Source organism: Antarctobacter aquimaris (assembly GCF_900184945.1).
GTDB classification, from domain to species: Bacteria; Pseudomonadota; Alphaproteobacteria; order Rhodobacterales; family Rhodobacteraceae; genus Maliponia; species Maliponia aquimaris.
The window spans coordinates 20,935-33,537 of sequence record NZ_FXYF01000005.1; the positions used below are offsets into that span (position 1 = coordinate 20,935).

Annotated in this window: 14 protein-coding genes; 2 read left to right on the plus strand and 12 right to left on the minus strand. The window is 68.5% G+C overall.

Going from position 1 to position 12,603, the window contains the following annotated elements:
* Window positions 1–33 precede the first annotated feature (33 nt).
* From tolB to tolQ, 5 genes are all read right to left on the minus strand, one after another.
* Complete coding sequence (tolB, locus tag MAA8898_RS10195; RefSeq protein ID WP_370738621.1) at window positions 34–1,356, minus strand: Tol-Pal system beta propeller repeat protein TolB; 1,323 nt, start codon at window positions 1,354–1,356, stop codon at window positions 34–36.
* A gap of 143 nt (window positions 1,357–1,499) precedes the next feature.
* Window positions 1,500–1,973 (minus strand): cell envelope integrity protein TolA, encoded by a 474-nt coding sequence (tolA, locus tag MAA8898_RS10200; protein WP_094020912.1) that lies wholly within the window; start codon window positions 1,971–1,973, stop codon window positions 1,500–1,502.
* Window positions 1,970–3,193, minus strand: a complete 1,224-nt coding sequence (tolA, locus tag MAA8898_RS10205; protein ID WP_141194825.1) for a cell envelope integrity protein TolA — start codon at window positions 3,191–3,193, stop codon at window positions 1,970–1,972. The genes tolA (MAA8898_RS10200) and tolA (MAA8898_RS10205) overlap by 4 nt, the downstream gene beginning before the upstream one ends.
* Window positions 3,194–3,200: 7 nt before the next feature.
* The gene (gene tolR / locus MAA8898_RS10210; protein WP_094020914.1) at window positions 3,201–3,677 is read right to left on the minus strand and encodes a protein TolR; all 477 of its coding nucleotides are present in this window, start codon (window positions 3,675–3,677) and stop codon (window positions 3,201–3,203) included.
* Between the two features lie 3 nt (window positions 3,678–3,680).
* Window positions 3,681–4,376 (minus strand): protein TolQ, encoded by a 696-nt coding sequence (gene tolQ / locus MAA8898_RS10215; RefSeq protein ID WP_094020915.1) that lies wholly within the window; start codon window positions 4,374–4,376, stop codon window positions 3,681–3,683.
* Window positions 4,377–4,589: 213 nt separating this feature from the next.
* On the opposite strand from tolQ, the gene MAA8898_RS10220 reads away from it, so the two are divergent.
* Window positions 4,590–6,167, plus strand: a complete 1,578-nt coding sequence (locus tag MAA8898_RS10220; protein WP_094020916.1) for a hypothetical protein — start codon at window positions 4,590–4,592, stop codon at window positions 6,165–6,167.
* Between the two features lie 69 nt (window positions 6,168–6,236).
* Here the strand turns inward: MAA8898_RS10220 and ybgC are convergent, their stop codons facing one another.
* Both ybgC and MAA8898_RS10230 read right to left on the minus strand, forming a co-directional pair.
* Window positions 6,237–6,623 (minus strand): tol-pal system-associated acyl-CoA thioesterase, encoded by a 387-nt coding sequence (gene ybgC / locus MAA8898_RS10225; RefSeq protein WP_094020917.1) that lies wholly within the window; start codon window positions 6,621–6,623, stop codon window positions 6,237–6,239.
* A gap of 61 nt (window positions 6,624–6,684) precedes the next feature.
* On the minus strand, window positions 6,685–6,987 hold the full coding sequence (locus MAA8898_RS10230; protein ID WP_094020918.1) for an HNH endonuclease family protein: 303 nt from the start codon (window positions 6,985–6,987) through the stop codon (window positions 6,685–6,687).
* Window positions 6,988–7,057: 70 nt separating this feature from the next.
* Here MAA8898_RS10230 and MAA8898_RS10235 point away from each other — a divergent pair, with 70 nt between their 5' ends.
* Window positions 7,058–8,260, plus strand: coding sequence for a TIGR03862 family flavoprotein (locus MAA8898_RS10235; RefSeq protein WP_281252861.1), 1,203 nt, complete (start codon window positions 7,058–7,060; stop codon window positions 8,258–8,260).
* Window positions 8,261–8,331: 71 nt separating this feature from the next.
* Here the strand turns inward: MAA8898_RS10235 and MAA8898_RS10240 are convergent, their stop codons facing one another.
* The 5 genes from MAA8898_RS10240 to dgcN all read right to left on the minus strand — a co-directional run bounded on the left by MAA8898_RS10240 (window position 8,332) and on the right by dgcN (window position 12,588).
* Complete coding sequence (locus tag MAA8898_RS10240; RefSeq protein ID WP_094020920.1) at window positions 8,332–9,195, minus strand: D-amino-acid transaminase; 864 nt, start codon at window positions 9,193–9,195, stop codon at window positions 8,332–8,334.
* 44 nt (window positions 9,196–9,239) lie between these two features.
* Window positions 9,240–9,875, minus strand: coding sequence for a 3'-5' exonuclease family protein (locus MAA8898_RS10245; protein ID WP_094020921.1), 636 nt, complete (start codon window positions 9,873–9,875; stop codon window positions 9,240–9,242).
* Window positions 9,872–10,462 carry an NUDIX hydrolase gene (locus MAA8898_RS10250; protein ID WP_245853352.1) on the minus strand — a complete coding sequence of 197 codons (591 nt, stop codon included), beginning with the start codon at window positions 10,460–10,462 and terminating at the stop codon, window positions 9,872–9,874. The genes MAA8898_RS10245 and MAA8898_RS10250 overlap by 4 nt, the downstream gene beginning before the upstream one ends.
* Window positions 10,459–11,424 carry an N-acetyl-D-Glu racemase DgcA gene (gene dgcA, locus MAA8898_RS10255; protein ID WP_094020923.1) on the minus strand — a complete coding sequence of 322 codons (966 nt, stop codon included), beginning with the start codon at window positions 11,422–11,424 and terminating at the stop codon, window positions 10,459–10,461. The genes MAA8898_RS10250 and dgcA overlap by 4 nt, the downstream gene beginning before the upstream one ends.
* Before the next feature lie 162 nt (window positions 11,425–11,586).
* The gene (gene dgcN / locus MAA8898_RS10260; RefSeq protein WP_094020924.1) at window positions 11,587–12,588 is read right to left on the minus strand and encodes an N-acetyltransferase DgcN; all 1,002 of its coding nucleotides are present in this window, start codon (window positions 12,586–12,588) and stop codon (window positions 11,587–11,589) included.
* Between the last annotated feature and the right edge of the window lie 15 nt (window positions 12,589–12,603).

Consider the following 12,603-nt stretch of genomic DNA (forward strand, 5'->3'; position numbering starts at 1 on the left):
GGTTTTGCGGCGGCATGTGCGCCATTTGCCGCGTTACTGCAAGGGCCCCCAGCTGGGATCCGACGCACCGGCGGGAGTCCGCACACGCTTGAGGTTCCGGCCCGAGATATCGACCGAATAGAGCGCGGTCGCGCCCTGAGCGCCCTGCGTCTCGCGCGAGAACATGATGACGCGGCCATTCGGCGACCATGTGGGCCCCTCGTCGAGGAAGGAGGCGGTCAGCAGCCGCTCTTCGCTGCCGTCGGTGCGCATCACGCCGATGTGGAACCGGCCCGCGTTCTGCTTGGTGAATGCGATGCGGTCGCCGCGCGGCGACCAGACCGGCGTGCCGTAACGCCCCTCGCCAAAGCTGATGCGGGTCGGCTCGCCGCCGCTGGCGGGCATGATGTAGAGCTGCTGGCTGCCGGAGCGGTCGCTTTCGAAGACGATGCGCGTGCCGTCCGGCGAAAAGCTGGGCGCCGTCTCGATCGCCGGCGAATTGGTCAGCTGCCGCACCGCGCCCGAGGCGATGTCCATCGCCCAGATGTCGGTGTTCGATCCCTGCGTCAGCGAGTAGATCACCGTCCGCCCGTCCGGCGAAAAGCGCGGCGCAAAGCTCATCACGCCTTCTCCGGCCTGCAGGATGCGGCTGTTGACATCCCCCACCGTCAGCACGTGGATGCGGGGAAAGCCGCTTTCGTAGCTGGTATAGAGCACGCGGTCGCCGTTGGGCGAAAAGCGCGGCGCCAGCACGATGGAACGGCCGTCCGTCAGGTACTGCACGTTGGCGCCGTCGTAATCCATGATGGCCAGCCGCTTTTGCCGGGCATCCTTGGGGCCGATTTCCGAGACAAAGACCACGCGGCTGTCGAAATAAGGCGTCTCGCCGGTCAGCCGGCTGTAGACCTGGTCCGCCACCTTGTGCGCCAGCCGGCGCGCGCCGCTGGCGTCCGAGGCGAACTGCATCCCCTGGCCCAGCTCCTGCCCGGCGAACACGTCCCAGACGCGGAACTTGACCACCAGCCGCCCCGAGGCATCGGCCGAGACCGCGCCGGTGATCAGCGCCTGCGCGTTGATCGCCTTCCAGTCGGCGAACTGCACCGGCGCGCCAAAGCTGCTGATCCGGCTGATGTGCGCCTGCTGCGGGATCTCGCGGAACAGCCCGGTGCCGGTCAGGTCGTCGGCCACCACGCGCGCCAGCTCGGCGGCGAACTGCGCCGCCTGCGGCGTCTCGGCGACGAAATCGGGCACGGCATAGGGCAACGGTTCGATCACACCTTCGGTGATCTCGATGCGCAGGGGGCCGGACTGGGCCAGCACCTGCACCGGCAGAAGGGCCGCGGCACAGGCAAGGACCAGGGCGGCTAGGCGTCTCATCATCTCGGGAACCCTCCTTCGGGGCGAACTGCTCGGACCGGATGCGGCGGGTCTTTGCCCGCCTGCGTTAACCTATCCTGAATTGATGCGCCGCAAAACCGTGAATTGGGCGCGTTTTCGCGGGGAATTGTGCAGAATGCCGCTCACCGCAATCGAAACGGGGCGGGATCGAAGGTCATCTCGACCCGTTTCCAGCGGACGTACTGCTCCGATGGCAGATCGTAGCCACCGCCGGCGACGGCCTGACAGCGCAACACGGCACGGCGCGCGCTGTCGTAGGCGCTCTGCACATCCGCCTTGGCCCCTTCGGAGGCGTGCAGCAGCGACAGGCTTTGCGCCATGACCCGGCCATCGGGGTCGAGGTCGAAGCCGACCGTCACCACCAGCTTTCCCGCCGCCGTCGATGGATCGACTTGCCAGCAGGTCTGCACCGCGCGCTGAAAGGCGGCCGCCCAGTCGGGCAGCGCCTCCTCGTCCCCGCCGGCCCCGGGCTGCGCCAGCGCCATGCGCAGCTGCGCCTCCGACGCGCTGTCGGCCGCGGACTGCGTGACCCCCAGCGCCGCGACGAGGCTGAGCGCGCGCGCCGCCAGACCCGGCATCCTGCCCAAACCGGTCATCTCTGCCGCATGTCCTCGGGGTTGAAGGTCAGCTCGATCTGTTTCCACTGGTCGTATTTCTCGGCCGGCAGGGAGTAACCATTGCGGCCCTGGGTCTGGCAGCGCAGCACGGCGATGCGGGCCTTGCTGAAGGCGGTGTCGACCGCCGACGCCGATCCGCCCGACGCATTCAGAAGCTTGATCGAGTTGGCGACGACCATGCCATCATGCTCCATCTCAAAGCCGATGGTCACCGTCACCTCGGAGGCCTCGGAGCCGGGATCGACCAGCCAGCAGGACTGCACCGCCAGGCGGAAGGCATCCTGTTCGCCGCGCGACAGCGGCGGTCCGGCAGGCACGTCCGGCCCCCCGGCCGACAGTGCCTCTTGCAGCGCGGCGGTGATGTCGGCGTTGACGTCAGGCAACGCGGGGGCGGGTGTGGGCGTGGGGGTCGGTGTGGGGGTCGGGGCCGGCGCGGCGTCGGCCTGCCGGTCCGGCGCGGGTGTCGGCGTCGGCGTCGGCGCGGGCTGCGCGGCCTGCGCCAGGGTCTGCGGCCGCGCCTTGGGGCGCAGCGACGACGACGGCGCTGCCGCCGCCGGCGGGGTCGCCGCCTCGGTGACGATCTCGGTCGTGGTTTCGGGTGGCGCGGCGGCCTCCTGAGCTTCTTCCGTGACGTCCGGGCTGACCGCATCCGGGTCGGCGGCCTGCTGCGTCTCTTCGGCCGGCGGGACGGTCGGGTCTGGCGGCGGCTCGACGGGCGTGTCGGCGATGCGGTCGGCGGGCCGGGGCTGCGGCCGGACCGAGGCGTTGGGCGCCAGCACCGGGCGCGGCGCGGGTTCCGGCGCGGGCGGCGCCGGGGTCGGCGCGGGCAAGGGCGCCGGTGCGGGCTGCGGTTCCGGGACCGGCTCTGGCGCGGGTTCGGGAACCGGCTCCGGTGCGGGCGCGGGTTCGGGCGCCGGGGTCGGCTCGGGCACAGGCTGAGGCGCGGGTTCGGGCACAGGCTCCGGTGGGGGTTCAGGTGCCGGTTCCGGCACAGGCTCGGGCGCGGCGGCAGGGGCCACCGGCTCGGGCGCGGGCTGTTCGGCGCGCGGCGCCGTCAGCGCTGCGAATTCCGCCTCGCTCAGGATGGTGACATCGGCCACCTGCATCTCTGGCGGAGCGGAGGCGAACATGTCGCCCAGCAGCACCCACGCGAACAGGAGGGCATGCGCCCCACCCGATATGTAGAGGTAGCGTTTCATCGCCCGCTCAGCGGCCCGGCCCGTCAAGCGCGGGCCCTCCCACGTCGGTCACCAGACCGATCGAGGAAAACCCGCCCGCGTTCAGCGCCCCCATGATCTGCGCGACCTGTTCATAGGGCACGCTGCCGTCGGCGCGCAGGTAGACGCGGTCATCCGACCGTTCGGCGGCAATGGCGCGCAGGCGGTTGACCAGCTCGTCGCGCGGGATCTCGGTGGTCTGGATCAACACGGTGCCATCCGCCGACAGGGTGACGGTCAGCGGCTCTTCGGTCTCGGCCGGCAGGGCCTGCGCCGCGGTCTTGGGCAGTTCCACCGGAACGCCCACCGTCAGCAGGGGCGCGGCCACCATGAAGATGATCAGCAGCACCAGCATGACGTCCACGAAGGGCGTCACGTTGATTTCGGACATCGGCTGCGCGCCACCGCGACGGCGCGATCCCCGCCGCCGCTTGCCGCCTCCGGATTTGACGACCCCCGCCCCCATGGTTCAGGCGTCCAGCTGGCGCGAGAGGATGGTGGCGAATTCGTCGGCGAAGGCCTCGTAGTTGCCGACGATGCGGTCCGCATCGGCCGAGAACTTGTTGTAGAAGATCACCGCCGGGATGGCGGCCAGCAGGCCCAGGCCGGTGGCCAGCAGCGCCTCGGCGATGCCGGGCGCCACCACGACCAGCGAGGTGTTCTGCTGCTCGGCGATCTGGATGAACGAATGCATGATGCCGAACACCGTGCCGAACAGCCCGATGAAAGGCGCGGTCGAGCCGACCGTCGCCAGCACCGGCAGGCCGCGTTGCAGCGCGTCGGCCTCTTTCTGGATGGCCACGTCCATGCTGCGGTCGATCCGGCTTTGCGCATTGGCGATCAGGCCGCCGTCCTCGCGGTGGCTGCGCCGCCACTCCATCATGCCGGCGGCAAAGACCCGTTCCGACCGGCCCTTGGGTTCCGGGCCCAGTTGTTCGAACAATTCGTCCAGCGGCTCGCCCGACCAGAAGGAGCGGTCAAACCGCGCCGCCTCGCGCCGCGCGGTGCGGTAGCTGACGAATTTCTCGATGATGATCGCCCAGGCCCAGACCGATGCCACGATCAGCATCAGCATGACGAGTTTCACCGTCAAGGTGGCGCGCAGGAAGAGACTCCAGAACGAAAAGTCGATCTCCGACGCGAGGGCAAGCGCTTCTGCTTCCATGAACCTGCTCATTGTTCTTTTCGGCCCCTGGGACCGGGGCTCTGATTAGCGGGTGTTTTAGCCGATTTGCAGGGGGAAAGCCATGGGCAAGCGACGCACCGCCGACAGGCTGGGCACGCTGCCGCCAAGAGGTAAGGCAAACGTGACTTTCGATACGTGCGACGGCGTGTTTCCTTGGCCGCCATTGCAACCAGAAGTATAGGAACCCGAGGCATGGCGATCGAAGACAACATCACGGACGAACTGCTCAAGAAACTCGCAGGCAAGGCGCTGGGCATCGCCGGGTCGAAACTGGCCGCGGGGCTGGGGGGCATGGTGCTGGACATCTTCGGCCTGGGCGGCGACGCGATGTCCGACATCGACGCCAGGCTGACCCGGCTGTCCAAGCAAGTCCAGCAGATCGACGCCAGGCTGTCCAAGCTGATCGATTTGCAGAAATGGAACCAGGCGACCCGCGATTTCGGCGCGGTGTTGACCGCGCTCAAGACCGACACCAGCAACCTGTCGTCCTACCTGTCCAGCGGCAAGTCCAAAGCGGACATCCAGGCGGACATCACCAGCTACGTCACGGATCCGGCCAACAACTTTGCCCAGTATGACAAGGACCTGACCACCCTGGACGACGCGATCATGGGCAGCCAGGGCACGATCATCGGCCCCACGGCCGACCCGTTGTTCAAGATCTACGTCGATACCCATTGGGACACCCTGCACGACCCCGACCCGGCCAAGGTCGCCACAACGCTGGAGGCCGCCTATACCCGGATGATCCACGTCCAGCAGGCGATCACCTCGTTGCTGGTCGCCTACCGGATCGCCAGGAACGACCAGATCCTGGCCCAGGCCGCACGCCAGCATTTCGCCGAACGCGCCGTGGCGCAATACCAGACGCTGTGGACCTCGATGCCGAAACTGGTTGCGGTCCAATCGCTGCCTTGCCCCGGCCTGAGCATCGCCTTCGACACGCTGAAGATCCGCGACAGCAAGACCTGGACGCCGATCTACCGGGTGGGCGACCGGTTCGATCTCTTTGCCTATCAGAAGGACGAGAATTGGCAGCTGGTGCGCTGCGGCACCCGCAACGGTGAACCCGTCTACCAACTGAACAACTTCTATTTCTACGCGGCGCAGGAAAAGACGGTCAGCGTGCCGACAAACAGCTACTCCATCGGCATCGGCCCGACGCAACGCGAGGTGCCGTCGGACTATGTGGACGCGCCGCTTCTTGGCGCGATCATGTCGGCCAGCGCACCCTACAGGTTCGCCCTGCGCTGCGGTGCCAAGGCGGATCACTACATCCTCGAGGACGACAAGGGCCAGGTCATCGGTTTCGAGGACTACGGCTATTCCGGCCGGATGATGCAGATGACCAAGCCGCCGACCGCGCCCTGGACGCTGACCATGGAAAATGCCGACCTCAAGCCCGGCGGCGTGCAACCGGTCCTGTCGGCCTGGACCGGCGCGTTTTCCAAGCATCCTCAGGGCGAGGGCCGATTTACCCCCGGGTTCCGCGTCCGCTACTGCGTAATCCCGGTCAACCGCTTTGGCGAGGGGCCGAAAAGCCCCTGGATGAAGCTGGGGACCGACAATTCGACCCAGATCGCCGGCGGCTACACCAGCAACCCGGACTACTATTTCCCGCAGATCAAGGTGGGCACCGGCGCCAACCGCGCCGAAGGCTACCGGCTGTTCCGGCAGTTCTGGGGCGGCAAGCTGGAAGAGATCGCGTTCAAGCTGGTGGGGGACATCGCCGCCGGAGACGAGATCATCCTGGACGACACCACGCCCTGACCGGGGCGGCCCTGCCCCCGCCGTGCAGGGCGCCGCCAGTCCGGGCCGCGGCCGGCCGGGGGCATGCGGTCAATGCACCCGCTGACGCAATTCAGCGGGCAGGCGCGCGGGGTGGCCGTCTTTCGTCACGCAGACCGCCGTCACCTCGGCGCGAAAGATCACCTCTTCGCCGCGCATGACCTCCTGGGTCATGACCAGGCGCACGCCGGTCATGCTCTTGACTACGGTGCGCACCTCGAGCGCATCGTCGTATTTCGCGGTCATCAGGTAATCGGCCTCGATCCGGCGCACGACAAAGACGATGCCCTGCCGTTCGCGCATGGCATTCTGGTCCAGACCCTGCTGCTTGACCCAGTCCGAGCGCGCCCGCTCGATGAACTTGAGGTAGTTCGCGTGGTAGACGATCCCGGCCATGTCGGTGTCCTCGTAGTAGACTCGGATCGGGAAACGGTGCATGGCGGGCCTCCTGTCTGGCGGGGCGACCCTAGAAAGCCCGCGCGCCCGCGGCAACCCCTGCTCAGCGCTTGCGCCGCCCACCAGCGCTGCGGCTGTGAAATGTCGGCGGGCGCTTGGCGATCCAGTCCAGGAAGGCCGCCATCTCCGGATGCGCACGCAGCGCCGCGATGGTGTTCAACTCGCGCGCCAATTGGCCTTCGGTAAAGCGGGCGTGGATCTCGCTGTGGCAGATCTGGTGCAGCAGCACCGTGGGTCCGCCCTTGCCACCCTTCAGCCGGGGGACCAGATGGTGCAGGCTCTGCCGCGCCTCCGCCGGGATCGGGCGCAGGCACAGCGGGCAAATCGGATCGCCGGGCTCGTCCATGGTGCCGCCCTTGTTCCTCCATCACATGACGGGCATTAGGATGCGGCACGGGAACGGGAGATCAAGGCCGGTGACATCGCGGGACAGGACAGAGGCGCTGGTGATCGGTGGTGGACCCGCCGGGCTGATGGCCGCCGACGCGCTGCTGTCGGCCGGGCACCGCGTGCTGCTGGCCGAGGCGAAACCCTCGCTCGGGCGCAAGTTCCTGATGGCCGGGAAGTCCGGCCTGAACCTGACCAGGATGGAGGAAGAGGCCGCCTTTCGCGCCGCCTATGCCGAGGCCGCGCCGCAGCTTGCGCCCATGCTAGAGGTCTTCGGCCCGGAGGACGTCCGCGCCTGGGCCGAGGGGCTGGGACAGGAGACCTTCACCGGCTCCAGCGGGCGGCTGTTTCCCAAGGCCATGAAAGCTTCGCCCCTGCTGCGCGCCTGGCTGGAGCGGCTGACAGGCATGGGGCTGGAGGTGCGCACCCGCTGGCGCTGGCAGGGTTGGGAGCCGGATGGCGCGCTGCGCTTCGGCACGCCCGAAGGGCCGCACCTCGTCTGCCCCCGCGTAACCGTCCTGGCGCTGGGCGGCGCCAGCTGGGCGCGGCTCGGCTCGGACGGGGCCTGGGCCGTGGCCTTCGGCGCCCGGGGCCTGCCGGTCACGCCCTTTGCGCCGTCCAACGCCGGGCTGTCGGTGAACTGGTCCGCGCACATGGAGCGGCACTTCGGCGCGCCGCTGAAAAACGTTACATTCCGCGCCGGGCCGCTGGAGAATCGGGGCGAGGCGGTGATCTCGGCACGCGGGTTGGAAGGTGGCGGGATCTACCCGCTGACGCCCGCCCTGCGCGACGGCCAAGGGCTGATGCTGGACCTCGTGCCGGACCTCGACCACGCCACGCTGGGGCGCCGCCTGGCGCAGCCGCGTGGCAAGCAAAGCCGCGCCAACGCCCTGCGCAAGGCGCTGCGGCTGCCCCCAGCCGCGCAGGCCCTGCTGATGGAATGCGCCCGTCCCCTGCCCGAGGACCCGGCGGCACTGGCCTCTCTGGTCAAGGCGCTGCCAGTCCCCGGCGCGCGGCTGCGCCCGATGGACGAGGCGATCTCGACCGCTGGCGGGGTGCCTTTCGCGGCGCTGGATGGGGGCCTGATGCTGCGCGATCTCCCCGGCACCTTCTGCGCCGGCGAGATGCTGGACTGGGAGGCGCCGACGGGCGGCTACCTGCTGACCGCCTGCCTGGCCACGGGACTCTGGGCCGGGCGACATGCGGCTGATTGGCTGAACCAGAAGGGCTGAACCCATGGGGACAGTGCCAACGCGCTTCGAAGCGCTTTGGAAAGGGCTTTCGAAAGCCCTTTCCCGTCCCCTCAGACCGCGGCCTTGCGGCTCTCTTCCAGGTAGATCTCGCGCAACCGCAGCGCCCGCGGTCCCGGCGCGCCGGCGCCCAGCGTGACCCCGTCGATCTCCACCACCGGCATCACGAAGGTCGAGGCCGAGGTGATGAAGGCCTCGTCCGCCGCCTGCGCCTCTTCGATGGTAAAGCTGCGCTCTTCGACTTCCATCTGCGCTTCGGCGGCATAGCGCAGGACGGCGGCGCGGGTGATCCCGTGCAGGATGTCGTTCGACAGCGCCCGGGTGACGATCTTGTTGCCCTTGATGAAATAGGCGTTGTTCGAGGTCCCCTCGGTGACAAAGCCCTCCTCGACCATCCAGGCATCGTCCGCGCCGGCATTCTTGGCCATCATCTTGCCCATCGAGGGATAGAGCAGCTGCACCGTCTTGATGTCCCGCCGGCCCCAGCGCACATCCGGAATCGAGATCACCTTGATCCCCTTCTTCGCCGCCGGGTTGTCGGCCAGCCCGGGCTTGGCCTGGGTGAACAGAACCACGGTCGGCTTTGTCACCTCCGGATCGGGGAACACGAAATCACGGTCGCCCGCTGTGCCGCGGGAGATCTGAAGGTAGATCAACCCCTCATTGATGCCGTTGCGCGCCACCAGTTCGCGGTGGATGACCAGCAACTCGTCGCGGTGCAGCGGGATCGCCATGTCCAGTTCGGTCAGCGACCGTTCCAGCCGCGCGCAATGGCCGTCGAAGTCGATCAGCTTGCCGTCCAGCACCGAGGTCACCTCGTAGACGCCGTCCGCCATCAGGAAGGCGCGGTCGAAAATCGACACCTTGGCCTCGGTTTCGGGCAGGTACTCTCCGTTGAGATAGACGGTGCGGGTCATGGGCGGGCCTCCTTGGGGTCAGGGCGTGTCAGCGCCCAGAAACGTCAAATGTGTCCGCGATGCAAGGGATCCGACAGTGCCTCGGGCGCCAGTTTGCCGCCTCGAATCAGGTGTTGCAGCACGATGGCGACGGACTGCGCGTCTCCCAGGGCGTCATGGCCGGGCCGGTCGGGCGCCATCAGCCCGAAATGCCGGGTCAGCGTGTTGCTGCGCAGGGTCACGACCACTTCGCTGGGCACCCCGGCCTGCACCAGGAGATGCACCGCGTTGCCAAACCGGGTGACCGGAATGGGTGGCGCGATCCCCGCGACGTAACAGCTGATCGCGAGCAGGTTGAACTCGTCCTTGCCCCATGACCACAGCGGCGCGCCCTGGCTGAACCGGTCGAATCGCGCCAGGGCCTCCGCCAGATCGACAGCGCCTTCGTCCAGGCGCTGCTGTGTCACGCCGGTCAGTCGGGAAAAGAGTGGATGCAGCGTCACCGGGCGACCATCGCGTCCGAACGGCTTGACCAGGATCTCCAGGCTGTCGAGAATCTCGGCGTTGGCATCCAGGGCCAGACGCACCGCGCCAATCTGCGCAACGATGGGGTCAGGGTCGTCCGGTCCGCACCAGAAACGCTGCGGAGCCCCCGGCGCGGTCAGGAACTCGCAATCGAACAGGATGGCGGTGCGGGTCATGAAGAGGCGCCAGGCATCAGGTGCAAGGCCGCGTATTGCAGCAGGATCACGGTCTTGGCATCCCGGACGCGGCCATCCGCGATCATCGCCAAGGCCTCGGCAAGAGGCAGGTCGAGGATCTCGATCTCCTCGCCCTCGTCGCGCAGCCCGCCATAGCGCTGCCGGGCATCCTCTGCGCCATAGACCGCGGTAAAGAAATGTAGCCGCTCGGTGACCGATCCGGGCGACATGTAGAGCGAGAACAAAAAGCGGGTGTCCTGCAACACCAGCCCCAATTCATCTTCCGCTTCGCCGCGAATGCGGTCCTCGGGGGCGGCGTCGTCCAGCTTGCCGGCCGCCGCCTCGATCAGCATCGGGTCGGGATCGCCTCGGTAGGCCGCGGGCCAGCGGAACTGACGTCCCAGCAGCACGTGCCCGCGCACGCGGTCCACGGGCAGGATCACCGCACCGTCGCCGCAGTCATAGGTCTCGCGCCACTGCTCCATGACACGTCCATCGAACTGCGTGACCTTCAGCCGGGTGGTCTCGACGATCCCCCAGTTCTTGGACAGGCGCCGGACCTCCAGCACCTCCCACCGTGTCTTCAACCCCACAGCGCGGCCTCGGACGGATGCACGCCCCGGTCGTCGTATCGCAGCGGAGTGTCCCGGTCCTCGGCCAGCAGCAGCGGACCGTCGAGATCCGTGTAGGCCGCGCCCTGCGCCACCAGAACCGCCGGCGCCATCGCCAGCGAAGACCCGACCATGCAGCCGACCATGATGCCATATCCCTCGGCCTCGGCCGCCACGCGCAGGGCCAGCGCCTCGGTCAGCCCGCCGGTCTTGTCCAGCTTGATGTTGACGACGTCGTATTTCCCTTTCAACCCGGGCAGCGAGGCGCGGTCATGGCAGCTTTCGTCGGCGCAGACCGGCACCGGCCGCGCCACCCCGATCAGCGCCTCGTCCTGACCGGCAGCTAGAGGTTGCTCGACCAGCGCCACGCCCAGCCGCAGCAGGTGCGGGGCGAGGTCGGCGTAGACCGCCGCGCTCCACCCCTCGTTGGCGTCGACGATGATACGGGCCTCAGGCGCGCCGCGCCGCACCGCTTCCAGCCGGGGCATGTCGTCCGGCGTGCCCAGCTTGATCTTCAACAGCGGGCGCGCCGCATGGCGCCGCGCCGAGGCCTCCATCCGTTCCGGCGTGTCCAGCGACAGGGTATAGGCCGTCACCTCCGGCCCCGGGGCAGGCAAACCGGCCAGCTCCCAGGCCCGCCGCCCGGACAGCTTGGCCTCCAGGTCCCAGAGCGCGCAATCGACGGCGTTGCGCGCCGCGCCCGGCGGCAGCAGCCCCTGCAAGGCGTCGCGCGTCACATCCCCGGGCAGAGCCGCGATTTCATCCGTCACGCTGTCCAGCGTCTCGCCATAGCGCGCATAGGGCACGCATTCGCCCTGCCCCGTCACGCCGCCGCGGGCGATCCGCACCGTCAGCACCTGCGCCTTGGTGCGCGACCCCCGGCTGATGGTGAACGCCTCGGCCAGGCGGAACACGTCCCGCGTCACGGTGATGGTCATGCCACTCCCCTTGTCTTCTTCTCTGAGCAAATACCCCTGCCCCGGCTACCCGCCCCGCACAACCCCGGCGGTCAAAGCGCCCAAAGGGACGGTGGGTGGGGCGATGCTGCCCGCGGCAGCGAGCGTACGGCCGAAGGCCGGCCCACCCCACCGGTCCGGGCCTCAGAACGCCGCCAATGCCTCGGCCAGCCGCTCGGCGCCGTGGCGGAACGGGTCCACCGTCGGCAGGCCCAGCCGCGCCTCGATCTCGGCGCAACAGGCCGCGGCCTCGTCCTCGCTCATGTGCTGGGTGTTGATCGACACGCCCACCACGCGGCAGCCCGGGTTGGCCACCCGCGCCAGCGCCAGCGACAGGTCGCGCACCGCCTCCAGAGAGGGCGGCGTGTAGTCCGGCAGGCCCCGCATGTGGGTCCGCGTCGGCTCGTGGCACAAGATCAGCGCGTCCGGCTGCCCACCGTGGATCAGCGCCAGCGACACGCCGGAGAAACTGACGTGGAACAGGCTGCCCTGCCCCTCGATCACGTCCCAATGGTCCGGATCGTTGTCGGGCGTCAGCCACTCGATCGACCCGGCCATGAAATCCGCCACCACGGCGTCCAGCGGCACGCCGTCGCCGGTGATCAGGATGCCGGTCTGCCCGGTGGCGCGAAAGGTCGACTTCATGCCGCGCGCCCGCATCGCCTTGTCCAGCGCCAGCGTGGTGTACATCTTGCCCACCGAACAATCCGTGCCCACCGCCAGCACCCGCTTGCCCGTCCGTTTCCTGCCGTCGGCAATCGGGTACTCCACCTCCGGCACGCGCACGTCATGCAGGCTGCGCCCGGTCGCCTCGGCCACCGCCTTCAGGTCCGGCTCGTTGCGCAAGAGGTTGTGCAGGCCCGAGGCCAGGTCGAATCCCTCTTCCAACGCCTGCACCAGCACCTTTTTCCAGGCCTGGCTGATCTTTCCGCCCCGGTTGGCCACACCGATCACCAGCGTCTTTGCCCCCGCGGCCTTCGCCTCGGTCAGGGTCATGTCGGGCAGGCGCATGTCGGCCTTGCAGCCCTCCATCCGGTACTGGCCGACGCAGTTCTCCGGCCGCCAGTCGCGGATGCCCTGCGCCACCTTGGCGGCGAGGGGATCGGGCGCGTCGCCCAGGAACAGCAGGTACGGGGTCTCGATCATGGCGCTCTCCGGTCG

Excerpts from the sequence above, each read along its gene's own strand:
- ybgC (WP_094020917.1), bottom strand. The coding sequence starts at position 6,623 with ATGCACCGTTTCCCGATCCGAGTCTACTACGAGGACACCGACATGGCC.
- dgcN (WP_094020924.1), bottom strand. The coding sequence starts at position 12,588 with ATGATCGAGACCCCGTACCTGCTGTTCCTGGGCGACGCGCCCGATCCC.
- tolA (WP_141194825.1), bottom strand. The coding sequence starts at position 3,193 with ATGAAACGCTACCTCTACATATCGGGTGGGGCGCATGCCCTCCTGTTC.
- MAA8898_RS10240 (WP_094020920.1), bottom strand. The coding sequence starts at position 9,195 with ATGACCCGCACCGTCTATCTCAACGGAGAGTACCTGCCCGAAACCGAG.
- MAA8898_RS10245 (WP_094020921.1), bottom strand. The coding sequence starts at position 9,875 with ATGACCCGCACCGCCATCCTGTTCGATTGCGAGTTCCTGACCGCGCCG.
- tolQ (WP_094020915.1), bottom strand. The coding sequence starts at position 4,376 with ATGGAAGCAGAAGCGCTTGCCCTCGCGTCGGAGATCGACTTTTCGTTC.
- MAA8898_RS10220 (WP_094020916.1), top strand. The coding sequence starts at position 4,590 with ATGGCGATCGAAGACAACATCACGGACGAACTGCTCAAGAAACTCGCA.
- tolR (WP_094020914.1), bottom strand. The coding sequence starts at position 3,677 with ATGGGGGCGGGGGTCGTCAAATCCGGAGGCGGCAAGCGGCGGCGGGGA.
- tolB (WP_370738621.1), bottom strand. The coding sequence starts at position 1,356 with ATGAGACGCCTAGCCGCCCTGGTCCTTGCCTGTGCCGCGGCCCTTCTG.
- dgcA (WP_094020923.1), bottom strand. The coding sequence starts at position 11,424 with ATGACCATCACCGTGACGCGGGACGTGTTCCGCCTGGCCGAGGCGTTC.
- tolA (WP_094020912.1), bottom strand. The coding sequence starts at position 1,973 with ATGACCGGTTTGGGCAGGATGCCGGGTCTGGCGGCGCGCGCGCTCAGC.
- MAA8898_RS10230 (WP_094020918.1), bottom strand. The coding sequence starts at position 6,987 with ATGGACGAGCCCGGCGATCCGATTTGCCCGCTGTGCCTGCGCCCGATC.